General features: G+C 49.5%; 22 protein-coding genes and 1 pseudogene. 11 read left to right on the forward strand and 12 right to left on the reverse strand.

What is annotated here, in order from left to right; all coding sequences use genetic code 11:
- The first annotated feature begins 10 nt into the window (after positions 1-10).
- Positions 11-268, forward strand: coding sequence for a hypothetical protein (locus ACKFKH_RS02350; protein ID WP_446856623.1), 258 nt, complete (start codon positions 11-13; stop codon positions 266-268).
- Positions 269-699: 431 nt separating this feature from the next.
- Here the strand turns inward: ACKFKH_RS02350 and rpmB are convergent, their stop codons facing one another.
- Entirely contained in the window at positions 700-936 is a 237-nt protein-coding gene (rpmB, locus tag ACKFKH_RS02355) for a 50S ribosomal protein L28 (RefSeq protein ID WP_446856624.1), read from the reverse strand.
- Between the two features lie 87 nt (positions 937-1,023).
- Positions 1,024-2,298: an acetylornithine/succinylornithine family transaminase gene (locus ACKFKH_RS02360; protein ID WP_446856625.1), complete on the reverse strand. Its 1,275-nt coding sequence runs from the start codon at positions 2,296-2,298 to the stop codon at positions 1,024-1,026.
- A gap of 150 nt (positions 2,299-2,448) precedes the next feature.
- Between ACKFKH_RS02360 and ACKFKH_RS02365 the strand changes: the two genes are divergently transcribed.
- Positions 2,449-4,038: a cation:proton antiporter gene (locus ACKFKH_RS02365; RefSeq protein WP_446856626.1), complete on the forward strand. Its 1,590-nt coding sequence runs from the start codon at positions 2,449-2,451 to the stop codon at positions 4,036-4,038.
- Positions 4,039-4,278: 240 nt separating this feature from the next.
- On the opposite strand, the gene ACKFKH_RS02370 is transcribed toward ACKFKH_RS02365, so the two are convergent.
- The 4 genes from ACKFKH_RS02370 to ACKFKH_RS02385 all read right to left on the reverse strand — a co-directional run bounded on the left by ACKFKH_RS02370 (position 4,279) and on the right by ACKFKH_RS02385 (position 7,516).
- Positions 4,279-4,956, reverse strand: a complete 678-nt coding sequence (locus ACKFKH_RS02370; RefSeq protein WP_446856627.1) for a potassium channel family protein — start codon at positions 4,954-4,956, stop codon at positions 4,279-4,281.
- 84 nt (positions 4,957-5,040) lie between these two features.
- The gene (locus tag ACKFKH_RS02375; RefSeq protein WP_446856628.1) at positions 5,041-5,247 is read right to left on the reverse strand and encodes a glycogen debranching protein; all 207 of its coding nucleotides are present in this window, start codon (positions 5,245-5,247) and stop codon (positions 5,041-5,043) included.
- 77 nt (positions 5,248-5,324) lie between these two features.
- Positions 5,325-5,822, reverse strand: a complete 498-nt coding sequence (locus ACKFKH_RS02380) for an N-acetyltransferase family protein (protein WP_446856629.1) — start codon at positions 5,820-5,822, stop codon at positions 5,325-5,327.
- A 476-nt stretch (positions 5,823-6,298) separates the two neighbouring features.
- Positions 6,299-7,516, reverse strand: coding sequence for an RNA polymerase sigma factor, RpoD/SigA family (locus tag ACKFKH_RS02385; protein ID WP_446856630.1), 1,218 nt, complete (start codon positions 7,514-7,516; stop codon positions 6,299-6,301).
- A gap of 798 nt (positions 7,517-8,314) precedes the next feature.
- Here ACKFKH_RS02385 and priA point away from each other — a divergent pair.
- Entirely contained in the window at positions 8,315-10,771 is a 2,457-nt protein-coding gene (gene priA / locus ACKFKH_RS02390) for a primosomal protein N' (protein WP_446856631.1), read from the forward strand.
- 443 nt (positions 10,772-11,214) lie between these two features.
- Positions 11,215-12,822, forward strand: coding sequence for an iron uptake porin (locus ACKFKH_RS02395; protein WP_446856867.1), 1,608 nt, complete (start codon positions 11,215-11,217; stop codon positions 12,820-12,822).
- Between the two features lie 184 nt (positions 12,823-13,006).
- Here the strand turns inward: ACKFKH_RS02395 and ACKFKH_RS02400 are convergent, their stop codons facing one another.
- A complete protein-coding gene (locus ACKFKH_RS02400; RefSeq protein WP_446856632.1) occupies positions 13,007-13,534 on the reverse strand; it encodes a hypothetical protein in 528 nt (175 codons plus the stop codon).
- Positions 13,535-13,631: 97 nt separating this feature from the next.
- Between ACKFKH_RS02400 and aroA the strand changes: the two genes are divergently transcribed.
- Entirely contained in the window at positions 13,632-14,984 is a 1,353-nt protein-coding gene (aroA, locus tag ACKFKH_RS02405) for a 3-phosphoshikimate 1-carboxyvinyltransferase (RefSeq protein ID WP_446856633.1), read from the forward strand.
- Between the two features lie 2 nt (positions 14,985-14,986).
- Positions 14,987-15,202, forward strand: coding sequence for a type II toxin-antitoxin system HicB family antitoxin (locus tag ACKFKH_RS02410; protein WP_446856634.1), 216 nt, complete (start codon positions 14,987-14,989; stop codon positions 15,200-15,202).
- A gap of 87 nt (positions 15,203-15,289) precedes the next feature.
- Here ACKFKH_RS02410 and ACKFKH_RS02415 read toward each other — a convergent pair whose 3' ends face one another.
- A complete protein-coding gene (locus tag ACKFKH_RS02415) occupies positions 15,290-15,580 on the reverse strand; it encodes a hypothetical protein (RefSeq protein ID WP_446856635.1) in 291 nt (96 codons plus the stop codon).
- A gap of 403 nt (positions 15,581-15,983) precedes the next feature.
- Between ACKFKH_RS02415 and ACKFKH_RS02420 the strand changes: the two genes are divergently transcribed.
- The 5 genes and pseudogenes from ACKFKH_RS02420 (at position 15,984) to ACKFKH_RS02440 (ending at position 18,797) form a co-directional block, all read left to right on the forward strand.
- Positions 15,984-16,337, forward strand: a complete 354-nt coding sequence (locus tag ACKFKH_RS02420; RefSeq protein ID WP_446856636.1) for a papain fold toxin domain-containing protein — start codon at positions 15,984-15,986, stop codon at positions 16,335-16,337.
- An 18-nt stretch (positions 16,338-16,355) separates the two neighbouring features.
- A complete protein-coding gene (locus ACKFKH_RS02425) occupies positions 16,356-16,727 on the forward strand; it encodes a hypothetical protein (RefSeq protein ID WP_446856637.1) in 372 nt (123 codons plus the stop codon).
- A 234-nt stretch (positions 16,728-16,961) separates the two neighbouring features.
- Positions 16,962-17,075 (forward strand): annotated as a pseudogene (locus ACKFKH_RS02430) (pentapeptide repeat-containing protein); the annotation flags it as partial.
- 31 nt (positions 17,076-17,106) lie between these two features.
- Complete coding sequence (locus ACKFKH_RS02435) at positions 17,107-17,421, forward strand: hypothetical protein (protein WP_446856873.1); 315 nt, start codon at positions 17,107-17,109, stop codon at positions 17,419-17,421.
- A gap of 149 nt (positions 17,422-17,570) precedes the next feature.
- On the forward strand, positions 17,571-18,797 hold the full coding sequence (locus tag ACKFKH_RS02440; RefSeq protein WP_446856868.1) for a pentapeptide repeat-containing protein: 1,227 nt from the start codon (positions 17,571-17,573) through the stop codon (positions 18,795-18,797).
- 185 nt (positions 18,798-18,982) lie between these two features.
- On the opposite strand, the gene ACKFKH_RS02445 is transcribed toward ACKFKH_RS02440, so the two are convergent.
- The 4 genes from ACKFKH_RS02445 to ACKFKH_RS02460 form a co-directional block, all read right to left on the reverse strand.
- The gene (locus ACKFKH_RS02445; RefSeq protein ID WP_446856638.1) at positions 18,983-19,822 is read right to left on the reverse strand and encodes a carbonic anhydrase; all 840 of its coding nucleotides are present in this window, start codon (positions 19,820-19,822) and stop codon (positions 18,983-18,985) included.
- Between the two features lie 92 nt (positions 19,823-19,914).
- On the reverse strand, positions 19,915-21,894 hold the full coding sequence (locus tag ACKFKH_RS02450) for a S9 family peptidase (protein WP_446856639.1): 1,980 nt from the start codon (positions 21,892-21,894) through the stop codon (positions 19,915-19,917).
- A gap of 217 nt (positions 21,895-22,111) precedes the next feature.
- A complete protein-coding gene (locus tag ACKFKH_RS02455) occupies positions 22,112-22,393 on the reverse strand; it encodes a Nif11-like leader peptide family natural product precursor (protein ID WP_446856640.1) in 282 nt (93 codons plus the stop codon).
- Between the two features lie 362 nt (positions 22,394-22,755).
- Entirely contained in the window at positions 22,756-23,079 is a 324-nt protein-coding gene (locus ACKFKH_RS02460; protein WP_446856641.1) for a hypothetical protein, read from the reverse strand.
- Between the last annotated feature and the right edge of the window lie 84 nt (positions 23,080-23,163).

The following is a 23,163-nucleotide window of genomic DNA, read 5'->3' on the forward strand; positions in this document are numbered from 1 at the left end:
GGAGCAGTAGATGGCACGCACAGTCAAAGAAAAAAATTCAGTAATCAGTAAAGCAATCAGTAATTTGATCGCACTGTCAGTATGGTCAGACATTGCCCCGCTATCTAGTCAAGGGGCGATCGGTGAGTTCATCAAAACTCTACATTGGTGGACTTATCTTCTTACTGTCTTAATAACTCAACCTCATCGTCAACGGGAAACTTACGTGAGCGACCTGCTAGAGAAAAGCTTGACTATCCGGCAAGTTACGGAAATTGTCAGTCAGTAGATAATCAGTGGATGTGGAGAAAAGAGGTCAAAATCGATGAATTTTTCATGATCAAGCAGTCGCTCTCGCCAATATCATACTCGGATTGAATTTTATTTTAAGTCGATCAGCGGATTACGGTTGTTGGAACAATATTACCCAGGTGCTTTGAAATAGCGATCAACTGAACGAAAAAAAGCTTGGAATCCGTAGAAATTGGGTTGACTTAACAAAATCTTGACCAATCCTAAGCAGAAGTCCTAACTATATTGAGTTTTCTGAGTTAAATCATAGATTTTGGACAAGATAACTACTTTGAACGGTAGGCAAACAGGTTGACTTTGCCCTAAACCTACCCGTCAAGCGCCATAGATAGATCAAAACTGGGGCAGACGTACTTCATCCACCCCAGAGTCAGGAAAATAAAATGGTTGCAAGCACTGTTGCAAGCCCTACAGACGGCTCAAATCAATCCCGGCTTCTTTAGCAAAAGCACTGAGACTCTTGCGCTCAAGCGTTTTGATGGCTTTGGTCGAAAGGCGCAGTTTGACCCAGCGATTGCCTTCTTGCCACCAGACTCTCTTAGACTGCAAATTGGCTTCTTGCAGCTTTTTGGTGCGACGGTGAGAGTGAGAAACCGCCATTCCATTATTGGCAGTCTTGCCCGTCAGTTGGCATTTACGTGACATTGTTTGGCTCCGAGTTCGTAGGATGGGTTGGGTACAGTCCCTTATTCTATACAGGTTCTTTCCCGCTGTGAAAGGGATTGCAGAAAATCAGGCTTTGGTCAGGGCGGTGAAGGCTTGATCGAGCGATCGCAGCGCCAGATAAATCTCCTCAGCCGTCACAATCAACGGAGGCACAAATCGCACCACCTGGGGGCCCGCCGGAACTAGAAGAACGCCTTCATTCATCGCTGCTTTGACCACCTCGATCGACGTAAATGATGCATCCGCACTCAGTTCTAACCCGTTGATCAATCCCCAGCCGCGCACTTCTTGAATCAGAGTGGGAAACTTTTTGGCGATCTTTTGCAATCCTAAACGCAATTGTCCGCCTCGATACTCAGCGTTCTTTAACAGATTTTCTTGTTCGATCGTTTCACACACCGACAACGCGACAGCACAGACAAACGGATTGCCCCCAAAGGTGCTGGCGTGATCTCCAGGTTTAAAGACATCACAGAAAGATTTGCAGAGCATTGCCCCGATCGGGATTCCTCCACCCAGTCCTTTTGCCGCGGTGAAAATATCTGGCTCAATGCCCAAATTTTCGTAGCCCCAGAGTTGTCCCGTGCGGCCCATGCCGACCTGTACCTCGTCCAGGATGAGCAAAATGCCCGTCTCGTCACAAATTTGGCGAATCCGCTTAAAGTAGTCGAGATCACCCGGACGCACGCCACCTTCTCCTTGAAGCCCTTCGAGTAAGATGGCAGCGACTTGACGATCGCCCTGATCCAGTTGCGCGATCGTGGCTTCCAGCGCGGCAATGTCGTTGTAGGGGACATATTGGAAGCCGGGCACTAGAGGACTAAAGTTTTGCTGATACTTGGGCTGACCTGTGGCGGTGATGGTGGCGAGGGTGCGACCGTGGAAGCTGGCGTGAGCCGTTAGGATAATGGGATTCTCAATGTTGAGAACCGTGTGAGCGTATTTACGAGCCAGCTTGATCGCCCCTTCATTCGCTTCGGCCCCCGAATTGCAGAAAAAGGCACGATCGGCGCAGGAATGCTCGACCAGCCATTTGGCCAGCGCTCCTTGTTGAGGAATGTAGTACAGGTTTGAGACGTGGTGTAGCGTTTGGATCTGCTGAGTGACCGCAGCAACCATTGCAGGATGGGCATGACCTAGCGTACAGGTGGCGATCCCAGCGACAAAATCGAGGTATTCACGCCCCTGATCGTCCCAGACGCGACAGCCTGCCCCGCGCTCTAAAGTCAGTGAGAAGCGTCCGTAGGTTGACATCACATACTCATCAAACTCAGCCGAAGAGAAAGGGCTGGAAGCAGCGACTGGAGCAACAGTAGGGAGAGTTAGGAGGTCTGGACTCACTGAATTTATTCCTTAAGCGCAAGAATTCTGATCAAGAGGTCATGGGTAAACCTCTGCTCAGTTTAGTTTAAGAAACGGATTGCAGAATAGGGGGTCTGTGTTAGGGATTTTTGACAGGGAGACCGAACCGTTAGGTAGGAGATGAGGTGTATGAGACAAGTGATGGCGATCGTCGGCAGTGATCAGGGGCAATTTTCTGAGTTGGTGACGGTGCTGATTGTGTTGCTGCTGGTGGCGACGATCGTGGCGTTGTTGTCTCGACGGTTACGGGTGCCCTATGTAACAGGGTTGGTTGTAGCGGGACTGGCGATCGCTGAGTGGCTTCCGCGTCGGATTGGACTGGATTCTTCGCTAATCATTAATTTATTTCTGCCAATTCTGTTGTTTGAGGCGGCGATCAACACGGATATCAGCCGTTTGCGAAGTACTCTCAAGCCGATTTTGATGCTGGCTGGCCCCGGTGTCGTGATTTCTTGCGGGGTGACGGCGATCGGGCTGAAATATGGGCTGAGTCTGGAGTGGATTCCAGCGCTGTTGGTGGGGGTGATTTTGGCGATTACTGACACGGTTTCTGTAATTGCGGTCTTTAAAGAAGTGTCGGTGCCGTCGCGGTTGATCACGATCGTCGAAGGCGAAAGTCTGTTTAACGACGGGATTGCGCTAGTGATTTTTGGGCTGATCCTTAAGTTCAACAATACGGGCAGCGTCACGGCGATCGAAGGACTTAGGGAACTGGCGATCGTCCTTGTTGGTGGGTTAGCCGTGGGGATCGTTCTCGGATATCTGGGAATTGGGCTGTATGTTCGGTCAGAAGATGACCCTTTAAGCAGCATTTTGTTGACAGTGGCGATCGCGCTGAGTGCTTTTCAAATTGGTCAATTTTTGGGGGTGTCTGGAGTCGTTGCGGTCGTGATTGCAGGCTTGCTGATCGGCAATTTGGAACTGTCTCGCAGTGTGTCCGCCTCCAGTCGAGTGACGGTTTTGAGCTTCTGGGAGTATGCCGGATTTGGGGTCAATACCTTTATCTTTTTGCTGATTGGGCTAGAAATCGATTTGCCGACTCTGGGGAGGACGCTGCCTGCGGTTCTTTTGGCAGTCCTTGCGTATCAGACGGGACGGTTTCTCTCGGTGTATTCGATGTTGGCGGTGGTCGGAAAGTTTGATCGCCCCATTCCCTTTCGCTGGCAGCACGTTTTGTTTTTGGGCAACATCAAAGGATCGCTCTCAATGGCGCTGGCTCTGAGTTTGCCATCTTCTCTGGTGGGACGTGAATTTTTGATCGCGATCGTCTTTGGTACTGTTTTGCTCTCACTGGTCGGGCAGGGAGTTAGTTTGCCGTGGCTGGTACGGCGATTAAAGTTGTCTCACACGTCTGAGTCTCAGCAGTGGATCGAGGGATTGCAGTCTCAACTAATGACCTCAAAAGCCGCGCAAGAAGAATTAGATACCTTGCTCAAAGGCGGCGTTTTGCCCAAATCGATTTACGAAGAGATGCGATCGGGCTATCAGGTCAAAGTGGCGGCGGCAGAACGATCGCTCCGTGACTTTTATAATCGTCGTGAGGATAAATTCTCCAATTTGGAGACAAGTACTCGATTTGAAGCCGTGCGCCGTCGATTGTTGCTCGCTGAGAAAAATGCGCTCAATGATGCCCTTCGCAAGCGAATCCTTTCAGAAGAAGTGGTGCGATCGAGGTTGAAGGCGATCGATGAACAACTCTTGACGCTAGAAGACGATTAAATCTACTCGAAGACGGTCAAATATACCTGGCCTCGATGAAATTGTTCGCTTCGGTTATAGATCCCGGTAGCCCCCTAAATCCCGCAATTCTGGGGACTTTGAGAGTTGAGAAGAGAATTTTCAACATTCAAAGTTTTCAAGATTCAAAGAAATTGCCAAGGTTCAAAGTCCTCCAATTTTGGGGGATCTAGGGGGCTGAAGGCGACTAAAACGGAGCGAAAAAACTCCATCAAATGGATGCTAAACGCATTTTTGAATGAAGTTGATAATCTCGTGCATGGCTCCTGGTTTGGTGGCGATTAGCACCGTCGATTCGGGGTCTAAAACTGTACTGCCGTTGGGGATCATTAAGTCCATGTGCGCTTGGGGTTGGTAGCCGATGATTAGCGAACCTGTGGGAAACTTGGGATCTTGGGCGACTTCGGCGAGACTGCGACCGACCACATTGCAGTTTGCGGAGATGGCAAGTTTGACGACTTCGATCTGACCTTGCTCAAAGTGCATCATCGACTCGACTTCGGGATATTCGATGACGTTGACCATTGTGGAAACGGCGAGGTCGATCGCGTTGATCACATGGGTCGCTCCTGCAAAGCGATAAGGCTCTGCAAAGTCTCGATGGCGCATTCTCACCAAAATGTGAGGCACTCCGTAATGTCTAGAAAGCGTCACCATTGCCAGATTGAGCGCATCGTCTCGCAACACGGCGGCCAGCGCGTCGGCTTTGCGAATTCCCGCTTCGATCAGCACCTCGGTTGAAACGGCACTGCCCTCAAATGCCATTACGCCCAGTTGTTCGCGAGCATACCGACAGGCGGCGGGATCAATGTCAATCAGGGCGATCGTGTGTCCTAGCTCGACTAGCTTTTGTGCCAAACTCAGCCCAATCAAGCCTGCGCCCCCGATGAGTACGTACATGACAAATCCTCTGAAAACTTCTCTATAAGTTAAGAGATCTCAGAGAATGGCGCAGAGAGAATTTTTTGACTCAATCGATTTGACTCAATCTAATTTGAGGGCGTTGACGGGCACTTCGTCCCAGGACTCGACGATGCGAATTCGAGCCGTCCAGCCTGTCGCTTTTTGTGTGTCGGTCAGATTTTCTTCAAAAGATTGGTGACACTGCTGGGCTTGAGTTTCGTCACAGCAAGCAATACATGCGTAGAGCAGTCCACCCGGATCGACTTGTTCGTTTACCCAAATTGCCACGATCGCTTCCTCCCAAAACTCCCGATTCTCTGGTTCTACAGGACAGGGGGCCTGAAAATTAAATTAGTCGGAGTCTCTTAAGGATTCTCGTTGGCCATTTTGGCGATCGCTTCCCCTGTGACTCGACAGATTCGCCAGTCTGGAAGAACTGTGGCACCCATGCGCTGATAAAAGGCGATCGAGGGTTCGTTCCAGTCCAAGACGCTCCATTCCAATCGCCCATAATCACGAGAGATTGCTAACTGAGCGAGATGAGACAGCAGCGCTTTCCCAATTCCCTTGCCTCGATAGTCTGGCAAAACAAACAGGTCTTCTAGATACAATCCCGGCTTTGTCAAGAACGTGGAATAGTTGGGAAAAAACAGCGCAAAGCCGATAATTTGCTCCGAAGATTGGGCAACGATCGCTTCTACACAAGGTCGAGATCCAAATAAATGTTCTGCCAGCATTTCAGAATTGCCCGTGACCGCATCAGACAGGTTTTCGTAGTCTGCCAGCGCTCGAATCAGCGAGAAAATTGCCGGGACATCGGTAGAATTAGCCGATCGAATCGTAAAAGAGCTTGTGTCTGACATGAATAATTTTGAGTTGAATCCAAAACGAAAGCGCTCTGCTCACATTACTTCAGAAACGCTTTGAATTCTAAATGTACTTTAGAAAATCTGGTTGACTGATACAGCGCTTAAGCCTCCATTGTTGTCAGTGTTGTCAGTCGATTATGGAACGAACAGTTTACAAAGCGGAACGATCGAGTTTTGAACTGCAATGTTTCTGTTTTGAACCGCAACGATCGAGTTCTGAGCTGCAATGGTTCTGTTTTGAACTGCAACGATCGAGTTTTGAACTGCAATATTTCTGTTTTGAACCGCAACGATCAAGCTCTGAAGTGGAGCAACAGAGAAAAATTCTCAAAGCGCCATCACTTCGTAGCCCAACCTTTCAGTTGAGAGCGAATTCATCCCATAAAACTCAAGTTCTTCTAATGACACAAGAGACGAAGGACAAAGGATAGTGCAGTTTTAGTTCTTTCTCATCCCTCATCCCTCATCCCTCATCCCAACCATCCCTTAAGCCGTTCTGCAATCTGGGGCCGCCGCAGTTTCCGCATCGCCTTGCTTTGGATTTGCCGCACCCGCTCCCGTGACAAATTAAACATGCCGCCCACTTCTTCTAGCGTGCAAGGCTTACTCGTCGTCAGCCCATAGCGTAGAGAAATGATGTCCTTTTCACGTTGAGTCAGCACATTACCCAAAACATCCCAGATCTCTTGCCGCAGCATCGTCTCGCTCATTTGAGACTCCGGAGATTGAGTATCGCCGTCCTCCAGCAGATCCATTAGCTCTGTGTCTTCCCCTTTGCCGACCCGATGATTGAGCGAGAGCGACTGACGACGCACCTGTTGAAGATGCTGTAACTGCTCAACGGTCAACTCTAGCGATCGCGCCAGTTCTGCCTCGGTCGGATTGCGGCTCAGTTCCCGCTTTAATTCACGGTGAGCCTTCTTCAGCTTGTTCAACTTTTCGACGATGTGAATCGGCAGGCGAATCGTGCGGGCATCGTTGGCGATCGTGCGTGTGATCCCCTGACGAATCCACCAATAAGCGTAGGTCGAAAACTTATAGCCCTTATCGGGATCAAACTTTTCAGTCGCCCGATTTAGCCCCAAAGCACCTTCTTGAATCAGATCTAGAAACGGGACACCACGGTTCAAATAACGCTTGGCGATCGACACCACCAGCCGCAGGTTCGATCGGATCATCTTACGTTTGGCGACCCGACTGCGATGAAGGCGATGGTCTAGCTGCCGTTCGGTCAGCCCCACCTTTGTAGCAATGTCGTGCTTGGTTGGAATCCGCCCCAAATCTTGATAAAGATGGCGCTGCACTTCCTCAATCTCGACCAGATACTGCACCCGTCGGGCCAGTTCCACTTCTTCGTCTGCTTTAAGAAGCGGATAGCGGGCCATCTCTTTGAAAAAAGCGCCCACCGCATCATCCGCGATCGTCTTGCTGTATCCTGACGATCGAGCGCTGGCAATTTGATCAATTTCGGTTTCCTCAGAAGCGGGTTCTTCTCCGATAATTTCGGCAACCTCATCTAACTCCGAAAGATCCGGTTCTTCAATTTCGACAATAGGCGCACCAGAAAAGTCAGCATCTCCTTCCATTTGTAGGGAGTCAACTGAATCTAACTCAGTCACGTCCATTGCAAAGTCCAACTCACGATCAGAGAGGATTCCTGTGTTAGAACTGTTGCTTTGTTCGTTCATAAGAATGCAATATCAATGGGGGGTTTACTGAATACTTGAAGGGGCAACTTCAGACCGCTTGAACAGAGATTCAGGCGCTTAAAGTGCGGAGACGACATCCCGAAAAAACTCAAATAACGACTGAGATTGGGAGCCAATTTGGAGCGATCGAACAGCAAAGGTTCTATCTGAAGAAAGTGAAGAAAATGAAGAGTCCTGTCTTCAAATAAGTTGAAATTGGCTTCAAATGTCCTCCCAGAATTAAGATTTTGAAGTCAGTGATACTCTAAACTTGGTCGCTTGAAACCATTTACAGCTTTCGTTTCAGGAACGGTATGAATACCCTAACAAAGGTTAGAAAATTCTGCCGCCGACGCAGCCTAAACCAACCTTTTGTAGAAGACAGAAACCAGCGATCGCACGATAGGTAATCTGCAAGAGATCTCAGCAACGATCACCTAAGTTTCTGTAGTCTTCACAACAAAATAATTGAGAAGAGGAATCTGCTTTTGGCTGTCATAACAGACTCTCATACCCGATCGGGTTTACATCTCTACCGATAGTGGGAAAATCCGATGGTTATTTTTTGAATTTATCTGGTAGTCTTATCATCTCTTGGGCTGAAGAGAGGTAAAGCGCCCCTGACTCTACCAATACACTCGCTAAAATTAAGGAGATCGTTTGAACTACTTCCTGCGATTTTTCCCCAGACGTGGCAGCTTAAATAACGCCTCTTGGAGAACCCTGAATTTGAGCCTGTTAAGTTTTTCTATCACTAGTGACTGACGAATTAGCGCCCTCTGCATCGGATGATCGGTTATGTCTAATCCCGCACCGCTTTTAGTATTGGCTGAATCTGAAGGAACTTATTGCCCCGATCGCTGGGTTGAGGTGCTAGTCGATTGTCCCGGAGCGCAAGGACTCTATACCTATCGGCTGCCGATCGACCTCTCAGTACAAACGGGTGACATCTTGAGCGTGCCTTTTGGGCCTCAACAGGTGGGGGCGATCGCGATTCGACTCTTAACCACTCCGCCTGATCTTGACGCGGCCCAAATTCGCACTGTGGAGTCGATCGTCAGTCCAGGGTTTTTTGCGCCGACCTACTGGCAACTGCTCGATCGCGTCGCACATTACTATCACACCTCGCTGATGCAGGTCGTCAAAGTGGCCCTGCCGCCGGGGTTGTTGATGCGATCGCAGCGTAGAATTCGCCGAGTCAGAGAAGCCAATGCAGGAATGCTGACCGGAACCGCACAGCAGATTTTAGACTTGCTCAACGACAGTAAGACAGGCGACTATTCCTGGGTACATCTCCAACGGCAGGTGTCTGGCGCGAGTCGAGGATTACAAGAACTGCTCAAAAAAGGGCTGGTCGAAAGCTATTTGCTGCCTCCGAGCGCAGTGCGTCCTAAGCTAAAACAGGCGGTCACCCTCGTCGCCGAAGATAGTTGTGAACTGACTCCCCGCCAAAGCGAGATTTTAGACCTACTCAAGCGACAGGGGGGTGAGGCCTGGCTCAATGAATTTTTGCAACAGTGTCACGTCAGTTCCTCGGTGCTAAAAACGCTGGAGCGCAAAGGCTATTTAGTCATCCAGCCCAGAGAAGTTTTGAGAACCGATCGCGGCATCTTGAGCGATGAAGACCGATCGCGATCCCTAACCTCTGATCAAATCACCGTTCTCCAACAGATTCAGCAGTGTCAAGAATTTACCGAAATTTTGCTGCATGGAGTGACCGGATCAGGGAAAACAGAAGTCTACCTGCAAGCGATCGCCCCCATTCTAGAGCGAGGAGAATCGGCTTTGGTTCTGGTGCCTGAGATTGGGCTGACTCCCCAACTGACCGATCGCTTTCGAGCCAGATTTGGCGATCAAGTCTGCGTCTATCACAGTGGATTGTCCGAAGGAGAACGCTATGACACCTGGCGACAAATGCTCACAGGCAACCCTCAAGTGGCGATCGGCACCCGTTCTGCAATTTTCGCCCCGCTTCCTAAGTTGAGCCTGATCATTCTGGACGAAGAACATGACTCCAGCTTCAAACAAGACCAGCCCGCTCCCTGTTACCACGCTCGAACGGTTGCCCAATGGCGCGCCCAGCTAGAAAACTGTCCGTTGATTTTGGGTTCAGCCACGCCCTCTCTAGAATCCTGGGTTATGGCCAAAGGGTTATCGCAAGCCGCTAATTCTCGCTATCTGTCTTTACCCAAGCGTGTTTACGATCGACCCATGCCTGCGATCGAAGTCGTCGATATGCGTCAAGAACTGCGGGAGCGAAATGGCTCTATCTTTAGTCGATCGCTGCAAACCGCTCTAAGTCAGCTTCAGGAAACCGGACAGCAGGGCTTACTCTTTATTCATCGGCGCGGCCACAGTACCTTTGTTTCTTGTCGAAGCTGTGGCTATGTGATGGATTGTCCCAACTGCGATGTGTCGCTTTCATACCACCACGTTCACGCTGAGGCGCGGCCGCTTTTACGCTGTCACTATTGCAATCATGTCGCTTCTCAGCCGTCAGCCTGCCCAGACTGTGGATCTCCCTACTTCAAAAATTTTGGCAGCGGCACTCAAAAAGTCGCTCAAGCGTTGGTGCGGCAGTTTCCAGACATTAGAGTCATCCGATTTGACAGCGATACCACTCGCAACAAAGGCGCGCATCGGGCCCTGCTAACCAAATTTGCTCAAGGAGAAGCCGATCTTCTAGTCGGGACTCAAATGCTTACTAAAGGCATTGATCTACCGCAAGTCACGCTAGTAGGCATTATTGCTGCTGACGGATTACTCAATCTGCAAGACTTTCGAGCCAGCGAGCGAGCCTTTCAAACGTTGTTACAGGTAGCCGGACGAGCCGGACGAGGCGACGAACCTGGACGAGTGATCTTGCAAACCTACGCGCCCGAACATCCCGTGATCGGAGCGGTACAGCGTCATGAATACGAACCGTTTGTCACCTCCGAACTGGAGCAGCGATCGACCCTCAACTATCCTCCCTATGGCAAACTGGCGCTGTTGCGCTTTAGTGCGATGAATCCCGCGGTCGTGCAAAAAGCAGCCGAACGAGTTGCCCAAACCCTATCGCGATCGCAAGACTACGAACTTTTGGGGCCAGCCCCCGCTACTATTCTCAGAGTTGCCGGACGCTATCGCTGGCGAATTTTGCTGAAATTTTCTCAGACCGTCGCCCCCATCATGCCCGATCTAGACGAACTGCGATCGCTCTGTGGGTCTAATGTCAGTCTCACGATCGATATCGACCCCCTGAACCTGATGTGACTTAGACTTCCTCCAACTTTCTCGCTCCGCATCAATATGCCTTCCAGGGATAATTCTCTGTGATTAACGTGAATCTGAAGCTTTAACCAACGAAATGGAAAAACCTTTCTGCAACAAATCCTGGTTAAGAGCAATATTGATGAGAATTCTGTCAATACCCCCCAGGGGGTTTTAGCGCCTTATTTTTGGCATTCTTCTTAATCTCTCAATCTTCCGTGTCTAACTTTTCAGTAGAACTCAGCAAAGTGATGTCAGCTATTTGAGAATGAATTGCAAAAACCTTGACAACCTTATCTGAACCGTAATAAGACAATTAGAGACGAGCGCTTGTAGAATACTCTAGGTGATAATGGTTATCATTATTATATTCTGCCTGTCAGACTGCGATTTTGCGGGTAGAGCGTTGTCCTAAAAAGTTAAATTGGTGTGAGCCTAGGATGAATATGTCAAAAATTTTCTCTCAAGCTTTGTGGCTCAATCCGCTTGTTTTGGTCGCCAGCTTGACGGTTGCCTCTAGTGCGGCGGCTCAGAGTCAGTCACCTGGTAGCAATGTTCAATCCTCTGTTGCCGAATTGAGTCAGAGCGAACCGACTGCCCTTTCTCAAGTGACCTCCGTTTCTCAACTGTCAGATGTGCGTCCGACGGATTGGGCGTTTCAGGCGTTGCAATCCCTGGTTGAGCGCTATGGCTGTATTGCGGGCTACCCTGACAAAACCTATCGCGGCAATCGGGCCCTGACTCGTTACGAATTTGCGGCTGGGGTGAATGCGTGTCTCGATCGCGTCAATGAGCTAATCGCTGCCTCTACCGCCGATCTGGTCAAAAAAGAAGACCTGGCGACTTTGCAAAAACTCCAAGAAGAATTTGCTGCTGAATTGGCGACCTTGCGAGGTCGAGTCGATGCGCTCGAAGCCAGAACGACCACGTTAGAAAAGCAACAGTTTTCGACCACCACCAAGCTCAACGGGGAAGTGGTCATTGGCATTGCAGGCGTTGCTAGTGGCGAGACGATTAACGGTCGAGAAGTCTCAAAGAATACGATTTTGGGCGATCGCGTCCGCTTAAACTTTGACACCAGCTTCACGGGCAAAGATCTGCTGAGAACGCGACTGCAAGCCAGCAATTTGGCCGCATTACCCGCCGCAAGAGACAATGGCGACCTGCTCACCCGCGAAGGCAGCTTCCGTTTTGCTGGAGAAGGCAACAACGAAGTGGGAGTGGATGCCCTGTTGTATCAGTTCCCGCTGGGCGAAAAAACCACCGTTACGATCGAAGCCAATGCAGGGGCGATCGACGACTTTACAGATACCCTCAATCCCTTTTTAGACGGAGATGGCGCGACGGGCGCTTTGACCCATTTTGGCTCTCGCAATTCCATTTACTACCTGGTAAACGGAGCGGGATTAGGCATCAGACACGCCTTTGGTGAGCAATTAGAACTCAGCTTGGGCTACTTGGCAAACGATCCGGCTACTCCTACCAGTGGGTCAGGTTTATTTAATGGGGCGTATGGAGCGATCGCGCAACTCACCTTTAAGCCCAGCGAAAAACTGGGGGTCGGATTGACTTACATTCACGCTTACAACAACGACTTCAGTGCAAACGGCAGCGTCGGCAGCACCTTGGCAAACTTTAGAGAAGCCACCGGACTCCCAACGTCAGCCAACGCCTATGGGGTGAGTGCTTCCTTTCAACTCAGTCCGCAGTTTGTATTGAACGGTTCTGTGGGCTACACCAACGCTCGTACTCTTTCTGGACTCAGAGGCGACTTTGATATCTGGAACTGGCAAGTCGGTTTGGCGCTCCCTGATTTGGGCAAAAAAGGCAACCTGGCCGGAATCATCGTCGGTCAAGAACCCAAAGTTACGTCGGCGAGTGGGGGATTTGCGCGCGATCGTGACACCTCGCTGCACATCGAAGGCTTTTACCAATACCGACTTAACGACAACATTGCGATCACGCCTGGAGTGGTTTGGTTAACGGCTCCCGATCACAATAGCGATAACGAAGATGTGGTGATCGGTACGGTGAGAGCGACGTTCACGTTCTAAATCCAACAAATCTACTGTTCATTATTTAAAGCTAGAAGTAATGGGAACTTCCTCGCGGCTTCTAGCTTTTTTAATGTGAATTCGCTCAGGAATCCTTGTCTTAAAATCCCTCAGAATTGGGGAGGTGAGGCGCAAGAGATTCAGAAAACGCAGCCAAAGAACTTCATCAATTCCCGTCTAAAATTCAGCCGTCTCCATCGTTGTCAATTTCCAAGTTCAGCACGTAGCACCCTAGCTGAGTCTGGTCGGCCCAAAGCTCATATTCCAATCTCAACTGCTCAGGGATAGGATAGCCATCCAGATGCAGACTGCGGGTATAGTTGCGGAGCTTGATCTGACTGCCCTGTCTAATTTGACTACCTTGAAGCCAATAGCGAGTCATCCCATAAACTCCACGCTCCCACAGGTGGCGATAACTCAGTTTGCCGTCTCCCTGCATGGTCATTGTGACGCGATAGGGCGAAATTTCGAGCCACAGCAAACGAGGGGTCGGCATGGGAGGCGCAACGAGTTGAGGATTTTCTAACGCCCGATTTGCAAAAGCGTCGTGTCGAATTTCTCTCGACTCCAAAACTCTCGGCTCAGTTAGCAAAACGTGAAAGCGTTCTTGGTCTTTTTGATAGAGGGTGCCGATCGTCTGTATATCTGTCCATACGGGCAAGTCCGTCGAAACGATCGAGAGGTGAACGGGTTTGCGGTGATGGGTCAGCATGAGGTGAGGAGTGAGGAGTGGGACGTGATCTCATTCAAAACTTTTCAGAAAGCGGTACGATAACAACGCAATCCGATGCCCAGTCTAGCTGATTCTTATGGTCACTCCTACCGCGATCGCGCTTAAAATTACAGACGAACAGCATAATTTGATGATTCACCGATCGCGCTCTGGTCAACCATTACAAGGGAGAATTCGCATTCCGGGCGATAAGTCGATTTCTCATCGATCGTTGATGTTGGGCGCGCTGGCTGAAGGGGAAACGATCATTCAGGGATTGCTGTTGGGAGAAGATCCGCGCAGTACGGCAAGTTGCTTTCGGGCGATGGGGGCAGAGATTTCGGATCTCAATTCTGATGAAGTGCGGGTTAGAGGCGTTGGATCAGGCAACCTACAAGAACCTTTGAATGTGTTGGATACGGGCAATTCTGGGACGACGACTCGCCTGATGTTAGGGATTTTGGCCGCTCAACCGGGGCGTTTTTTTACGGTGACGGGCGATGCTTCGATTCGATCGCGCCCCATGTCTCGCGTGGTCAAACCGCTTCAGCAAATGGGTGCCCAGATTTGGGGCCGCAAAGACGATTCTCTGGCACCGTTGGCGATTCGAGGACAGGCGTTAAAGCCGATTCACTATCATTCTCCGATCGCCTCTGCTCAGGTCAAATCCTGCATTCTCTTGGCGGGGCTGATGACCGAGGGCCAAACGACCGTAACGGAACCGGCCCTGTCTCGTGACCACAGCGAACGAATGCTGCGATCGTTTGGCGCAGATCTCAGCGTCGATCCAGATACCAACAGTGTGACCGTGACGGGACAGGCTCGACTCAAGGGACAAATGGTGATCGTTCCCGGTGACATCAGTTCTGCGGCGTTTTGGCTAGTGGCGGCGGCGATCGTGCCCGGTTCTGAGTTGACGATCGAGAATGTGGGCGTGAATCCGACTCGCACCGGAATTTTGGAAGCCTTGGAACAGATGGGTGCAGACATCACTCTCGAAAATCAGCGCGAAGTGGCGGGGGAACCTGTGGCAGATTTGCGGGTGCGTCACAGTTCATTAAAAGGCTGCACGATCGCCGGGGACTTGATTCCTCGTTTGATTGACGAAATCCCGATTTTGGCTGTCGCTGCCACGTTTGCCAAGGGAACGACTGTCATCCGCGATGCTGAAGAACTGCGCGTCAAAGAGAGCGATCGCATCTCCGTCATGGCCACTCAACTCAATTTGATGGGAGCCAGCATTACCGAACTGCCCGACGGCATGGAAATTGTTGGCGAAAGATCCCTAACCGGAACCGAAGTAGACAGCTTTACCGATCATCGGATTGCCATGAGTTTAGCGATCGCCGCGCTCAACGCCCAGGGCACGACCACGATTCATCGCGCCGAAGCTGCGGCCGTTTCTTACCCTGAATTCGTGGAGACGCTGAAGAGAGCGATCGGTGAATAACGGTGAAATTGAAGTATCCGATGATGATTCAATGGTCTGATGAGGACGACTGTTTTTTGGTCGGGTTTCCTGATTTTCCGAGGCAGTGCTGGCGGACTCATGGTGACACTTACGAGTCTGCGGTTGCTAATGGGATCGAAGCGTTGGAGTCTTTAATCATCGCTTATGAAGCAACTGGCGAAAGACTTCCAGAGCCGACGGTGTGCAAGGTTGCTTAGAATCGATTAATGGCAGGAAGCTCGATCTCTTCGAGTTACCCGCGAGGGGTCGCTCCCCGTAGAACGATCGAACCTCTGCAAAACTGCTTATTCGCGGGTGCGGCCGTCGAGAAGGTCTAGCCCGATGCGGAGTCGATCGATCGCGTAACGGGCCGTTTCGTTGCCAGCGACTAGATCAAGCATCAAGTTTCTCAAAAAGTCCGCCTGTTCTCGCTCCAAAATTACTAATGGACGCGGGGCGTTGGCTTGCCGAACGATTTGTAGCAGTTCATCAATAAAAGAGGCTTGGGCTTCGGGTTGCAGTTGAGGATTGCGATATCGATTTAGGAGGTTGTCGTCGTCTCCGCCCTCGTCGGGTAAGTATTCAGATTGTGGCATGATGGAATTGACCTCGTTTGTTAGGTTGGGAACCCGTCTTGATGTTGTTGGAGCAGCGATCGAGGCGGGTTTGTCGTATTCGACAGTTTCAGTTTACCTTAAATGAAGCCAAATGAAGCAAATTGTTGAATAGGCTTAAAAGGCTTCACTTCAAGCGTTTTTGCTGACAAAAGATACCATGAGCCATGTGAATGATTTATGAAAGCGCATGGCACCGAGGGACAGAATCAGCGTAGATGTAAGCGACATGCGAGAGGAACTTGATAATTGCCGCACCGATGTTGCATGGCAAGAATTATCTTTGGCAGGAAAAATTCGTACCCTGTTGAGAGAGCGATTGAATCAAATGAAGGGCGAGAAGGGGGAGAGGGGCGATCGAACTAACTGAAATGCCAATTGAGTCGTGAGCCAGTTTTCAAAAGAGGAAGTCTATCAAGAAGTAGGCAAAATTGCTGCAAGCTTTCCATTGCTCAAATGCGACGAGTGTGCCAGAGCAATCATGCAATGGTTAAGCGAAAATAAGATAGACGGAAAAGTTCTGCAACTCAAAACCAAACGACGCAATGAGGTGTTCATCACGAGCGATCGCTGGAATTCTAATGAGTCCATTACCGAGAATGGAATTCACTATGGCGTAGAAGTCTTTGAGCAGGTCTTTGATAACTTATCAGTAGAAGGATTTTCCAGAGAAGATTGGCTCAAAAGCTTTCACTGCCCCAGCGAACAGTTCATCCTCACTGAGCTAGAATCCTTGTAACTCCCAGGAGCACACAACATGAGTGGACTACTGAACGTACTTGAGAAGATTCGTCAGCGACCAGGAATGTATTTGGGCCGTCCTTCTGTGAGTGACCTCTTTATGTTTCTGGTTGGCTATGAGTTTTCTCGCAGCGAGTTGGGCATCGACCTAACCGAGCCTGAGCAGAAGTTTTACGACGAGTTTCAGCCCTGGCTTCAGAAAAAATTTGGGGTCACAACCGTCGCATCTTGGGCAAAACTCATCCTGCTTGCGTGTCACGACGAACAAGCCGGATTTGAGTACTTCTTCCAACTTTTTGATGAATTTTTTGGGCAAAACCAACAGTCAAATACGGCTAAGAAAATGACTGATTTTCGAGATGATTCTACAAGTGCGATCGCCTCTTGAGGGTGGAGTAGTGATTAATTCCGCCCAGTTCGTGATCGTGCTCAATTTTCGATCGCCCTTCGTCAGACAGTTTAGTGAGTTTGCGATCGTCTAGCGACAAGAGAATATTGCAAGCGATCGCCGCTTGGGAGTATAGAAACGATCAACTCCATTTCCACAATCTCTACTCTTGTAAAGAATTGAGGTAATAATTGGGACAGCCTCCCCTATAGATATTGCCTCCTCTCAATGGCGATGCCCCAACCTCACAAGCTTGACTACACCAACCAGGACTTACGGAACCGTTCCTTCAAAGAGCAAACGCTCACTGGGGCAGATTTTAGCGGCTCTGATTTGCGAGGTTGCAACTTTAGCGGTGCAGTCTTGATCGGCGCAACCTTTGAGCGTATTAAGACAGGACAAAGCCATAAACAATTTGTTGTTCTTGTCGCTGTTGCTGCTCTTTGTGTCGGTGCTATCGCTCTCGCTGGTGCTGCTGCTGTTGCTGTTGCTGTTATTGCTGCCTTCGCTTTTGCTGGCACTGTCGCTTTCGCTCTCGCTCTCGCTGGCGCTAGTGCCGTCGCTTTCGCTGGTTTGTTTGCTGGCAACGCATTCTCTGATTTCGATAGAGGAGCAATCGTGGAAGGAAGCAATAATACAGCAGCAGCAGTTTCTTTTGCAGTGGTGGCAATTGCCCTATTCCGTGAGGTCATAAAACAGGTTAGAAGCTCAACAGGAACAGATTTCAGCGATGCGGCTCTAACAAACGCTAAATTTACAAACAACCGTTATAAACTCACTGTTCAAAACGTTGATTTTTCCGATGCAGATCTTGCTTGGGTCGATTGGACAAACTCGCGCTTTTTGAGATGTAAATTTCCATCTAGCTTCGATCACTCTAAGATCATCAAACTTTGCACAAACCGCTACGGCAAAGAAGCCAACTATCAGCACTTAGACCTCAAACAGCTTGACTTAGCAGGCGTAGAGCTTGCCCATGCCGACTTCAGTAAAACAAATCTGAGCGGCACCAATCTCAGAAAAGCTAATCTAGAACACGCGAACCTGACCGAGGTTCAAGCCTTAGGAACTGACTTCTCAGAAGCATCGCTAACAGGTGCCTGCATCCAAAACTGGGGCATCAATTCTGATACAAAATTCACTAATGTTCACTGTGATTACATCTACTTAGAACAAGACCAAAAAGAGCGCAAACCTGCAAGCGGTAGCTTTCAACCCGGTGATTTTGAAAAACTCGTGGATCAATTCACCAAAACCCTCGACTTTCTCTTTCGCAACGGCATCGAACCCCAAGCCTTCGACATCGCCCTCAATAACTTGAGAACAGACTACGAACAAATGGATCTCAGAATCCAGTCGGTTGTTGACTTAGGAAATGGCGACAAGCTCGTTCGCTTAGACGGCGAAATTCCAGAATCAGCCAAAGCTGAAATGCACAAAGGATTTTCGACGGACTATCAATCTCTCCTCAAACAGCTAGAATCTTCTCGAAAAGAGCAAACACTTCTGCAACAAACAAACGCCTCTCTAGAGACAAAACTCGCCGTGACAGAAGCTAGATTAGAGGAGCGCGTTTCCTCATCTTCTCTACTCGAATTTCTAGGTCGTCCAACCCCTACCAAAATCGAAATTATGCAAGATCAAAGCAGCAACAAATCCACCGTTGGAGACATCAACGCCCCGATCGGTGTCTTCTCTGGTCGTGACAGTGAGATCAAAAACTCCGAAATTTCCGTTACCAAAACCATCAACCAGCTTCAAGATTCCAAAGACCCCAAAGCTACAGAACTGGCAGACCTACTCAAACAACTCAAAACAGCGATTGCCCAAAAAGAGTCTGGACTTAGCGAACAAGACCAAACCAAAGCACTCAAACACATTGACGCACTTGCAAAATTAGGGAGCGATCGTCAAAACCCCGACCTTCTAGAAAAAGCTGGAGACGCTTTAGACGCGCTACCTACAATTCTGAACCGTGGAGCAGGCCTGGTCGAATTTGCCGAAAAACATCTTCCCACCATCACCGTAGGCATCAAAGGAATTCTTGCTGTTTGGGGAGTCACCCTATAAGTTCTCAGGAAACTCGCGATGCTGTTCAGTGCCATTTTCCTGACGAATAAAGCCACCCTAAAATTATTCGGTTATGGGAAGCAAGATCGAACAATCTCTTCTTTTAACCTCACTATAAACAGGCAAACTGGCAATCAAGAGATCAGGCATCGGGAACGATCGCCCCACTTCATCTACTTCTAGAGCTAAGGATTTTGTATAAAGTTATACGCAATGCTGTTTAGGGTGGGCAACCACTCTACCCTCGGCTTTGTAGATCCGGGCGTGGGGATTGGGGCCGACTCTGTGCAGCTAGTTGTAATGAGCGGGTCAGGTACCGGAAACGATCGCTTCTCCATCAGCGTAAATCTTCGCAGTGCTGCATTATAAGCAAACACGACTCCAGTTTCGATTTCGTACATCCAGGCGTGGAGGTTGAGCTTGCCGCCGTGTAGCTTTGATCGAATTGCGGGATAGGTTTCTAAATTTTCGATTTGCGTCAAGACATTTTGCTCGATCGCAATCTTCAAGAGTTGGTCGGGTTCGGTTCCAGCATAGTTGTCCATCACCACGCGCCGAGTCGTTTCGCCGTGACGCTTTAGCCAGTCATAGACCGCAGGCATCTTCTCAGCCAGGGTGCCAATTTGCAGCAACCCTTTCATCGCGCCACAGTGAGAATGTCCGCAAACAATGATGTCCTTGATGCCCAAGGCCTCAACTGCGTACTCAATACCCGCCGATTCAGCGCTGCTGGCTGCCCCATAAGAAGGGATGATATTGCCTACGTTTCGCATGACAAACAGTTCGCCGGGAGCCGCTTGCGTGATCAAACAGGGGTCGATGCGCGAATCAGAGCAAGTGATGAACAAAACTTCTGGAGACTGCCCACCCGAAAGCCGTTCAAAAAGATCTCGGTTGTCAGCGAAATAGTTGTCGTGGAAAGAGTTGAGTCCTTGGATCAGTCCTGTGAGCGACATGATTTCTTGCCCTAGTTGCGGTGAAGTAGCGGATTGTGGAGCCGATTGATAGAGCCAAATGATTGTCAACCATCGGCATTATCCTTCCCTTCTACAAGAGCAATGTAACACTTTCCGTATTTTTGTAAAGTCGAGTAAAGCTCTACTATTTGACCTTGAACTCAGCTACCCCTGATCCCCGCTTTTGGCAACGATTCTAGCAAAAACTCTTTGACGTACATAACCGTTGCGTAGAACTGAAAATCGACGTTTTTCTTCTTTGAGAAGCCGTGTCCTTCATCTTTTGCCATCAGATACCAGACGGGAACATTATTTTTTCGCACCGTCGCCACAATTTGTTCGGCTTCGTTGAGCGGCACGCGAGGATCATTTTTGCCGTGGATTACAAAGAGCGGTTTTTTGATGCGATCGGCGTTATTTACTGGAGAAATTTTCAGCAAAAATTCGCGCATTTTGGGATCGCGCTCGTCGCCATATTCCACTCGTCGCAGATCTCGCCGATAGCTTTCGGTTCGTTCTAAAAAGGTGACAAAGTTGGAGATGCCCACAATGTTGATGGCTGCTCGAATGCGATCGCTATAATTCGTCGCCACCGCTAACGACATGTAGCCCCCATAACTGCCGCCCGTAACTAGAATTCGGTCTTTATCGAGATCAGGCTGAGTCGCAATCCAGTCTAATAGTGCGCCGATATCTTTGACAGAATCCTCGCGCAAAAAGCCATTGTCTAACTTCAAGAAGGTTTTGCCATAGCCCGTCGATCCCCGAACATTGGGGAAGATCATCGCCACGCCCAACTCATTCAAATAGTAGTTAGCGCGTCCCAAAAAGACCGGACGAAACTGACCTTCTGGGCCGCCGTGAATGTCGATCATGACAGGACGCTTGCCCTCAAACTTGGCGGGTGGACGATACAGAAACCCAGAAATCGTTTTCTTGTCGAAACTCTTCCAGCGCACCAGTTCTGCGTCTGAAAAATTAGCTGTATTCAAGCCGCCCGTCTCGCTCTCTGTCCAGCGATCGACCTGACTTGTCCCCAGATTTAGCGAATAAATATCAGCCGTCGATCGAGCCGAAATTAGCGTAAAGCCCAAATCCTGATTATTGCGATGCCAGGTGATGCCGTAGACCAGACCCACGGGTAGCTTGGGCAGCGTCCGTTCTTTACGGGTGTCAGTGTCCAGAATATGCAGCACACTCGCGCCGTCTTCATTGGTCACAAACGCCAGATGCTTGCCGTCTTCCGACAAATCAAGATCTTCCACATCCCAGGGAATTTGACTTGTGAGATAAGTGGGTTCAAACGTTGCCAGATCCACGTAAGCAAGCCGAGAAAATTCGGACTCACGATCGCTTACCACGTACAATCCCTTGCCATCTTTGCTAAACACTCCGCTCTGATAGGCGATTTTTTCTTGGCCGCCTTTGGGGGTGAGCAGTTTTTTCTCGCCCGATCGCGTGTCAAATAGCCACAAATAGCTTTCGTTGACCGAGACGTACTCCATTGCCAGCACTTGTCGATCGTCCGGTGACCAATCCATCGGCCCCCAGCCGCCCCCTTCAACGGTTGCCAGCAGACGATCGCTCTTGGGGTTTGCAGGCTCAAGACTATAAAAATCGGTGTCCTTTCCAGTCCGTCGCGTCGAAGTGTAGATCATGCGATCGCCGCGATTTGACCAGATGCCTCGACTATTCTTAGACTTGCCATCGGTGAGCAGCGTTACATCGCCCGTCCTCAAGTCATAGCGATAGTTTTGATTAAATTCATTGCCACCGATGTCTTTGCTAAAAACAAAGTAGTCGCCCTGCCCCGGTTGATAGGTCGCTCCGCCCACCCGCTCAGAGAAAAACGTCATCTGCTTGCGAGCGCCCAACGGAAACTTGACTAAATGTACCTGTGGGGTATCGGCAAATCGAGTCGAAATCAGCATCTCCCGACGGGTCGGATGCCAGCTAGAAAGGGCCGCCGATCGAAACTGGGTGTAGCGATCGACCGTTGTCGCCAACTCAGCAGGAATTGCAGGAATGCCTTCGACTACGAGATTTTCGCTAGGAGCGATCGTTTCTTGAGCCAGTACCATTACAGAGGGAAGCAGCACGACTGCCAAAATTGTCGCTAAAACTTTAGTTAAAAATCGCATAGCTCCATCATCGCAAATCCCCAGCCTTTTAAGAATTAAGGATTATCGAATTTGAAGCAGCGTCAACCTTACTGGCTCGATACAGATCACGGTTACTTTGCAAATCAGACAAGGCTTTGCGCTCCCATGAATGAGAGGGGGGTGGTTGCCTTTACTAGACTGCAAGCATCCTGAAATGGACGGTTGAGAGACCCCCTTCAGACGATTGCATCCTTCATCACCCCATCGCCAACTCTTGGGAACTGTACTCAGGCACGTTCTGCCGTTCTAGCCAGTTGATATTGCGAAGCCACTTCCAAACGCCTGTAGAACGTCTGACGACCACCCCTTTGCTCTGTTCTGCCACAATCTCTTTTAACTCAGCGGTCGTAAAACAATAGCCCAATTGATCCGAGATTTTGAGAAAGTCTTCGGGCGATCGCACCGCTTCAAACCGCTCCCGAATTGACTCATCCTGAGCCACCGCTTTCAAAAACCGAGTTGCACTTTCTACAGACATGTTACGTTCTCCTTGGGCTAGTCAGTATTTGCACCAGATTGCTCAGTGGGGTCGGGGCGCGATCGCAGTTCTCCAAATCAAAACGCTTTAAGCAATCCTCTTCTCATCCACTTTTTCATCCACCATGACGGTGAGAGATGTACTCAGACTTCATCAAAAAATGGACTTGTGGATAAGTGTAAACTACTACGTTACTTAAGCGCTTAGGTATAAACTTGCACAAATTCATTAAAATTTTTTGCTGAAAGCGTCAAACTACTGATAAAACTATATTGCTCCTTTATAAAAGCTTCATTAAACAAGATTGTGACAGTTTGATCGCTTTCTCGGCCCTCTCTCAAGTCAGATGTTTTCCGGCACTTTTACCTAGATGGGAGACGATCGTTCAGAGAATCTAAAGATTTGGGAAATTTGGGGCGATCGTTCTGCTGGGGATACTGAGTCCGCGAGTCAACCTTGAGAAGTCGATCAGGCGATTTAGAAGGACGGCGTAAAAGCTCTAGCTCTCGATCGAATTGCTCTCGTCCCTTTCTAAAAAAGTCTTCAGAACTTGAGGGCACCAGATCACGAGAAAGCCGCTGCAACTGTACCGAACTCAAGCCTGCCAATGACTGCGCCTGAGCAGCAGATCCTATCAGCAGAGGCAGCATCCAAACTACAGAAGCCGTCCAACAAGATGCTTTCATGAGGTGCGTCGCGGAAAACACGGTCAGAAACTCTACCTACCAGGCTAACGCGCTCGATTAAGATTGTGTGAAGTAGTCTGCCTA

The sequence above is a fragment of the Phormidesmis sp. 146-20 genome (assembly GCF_052939475.1).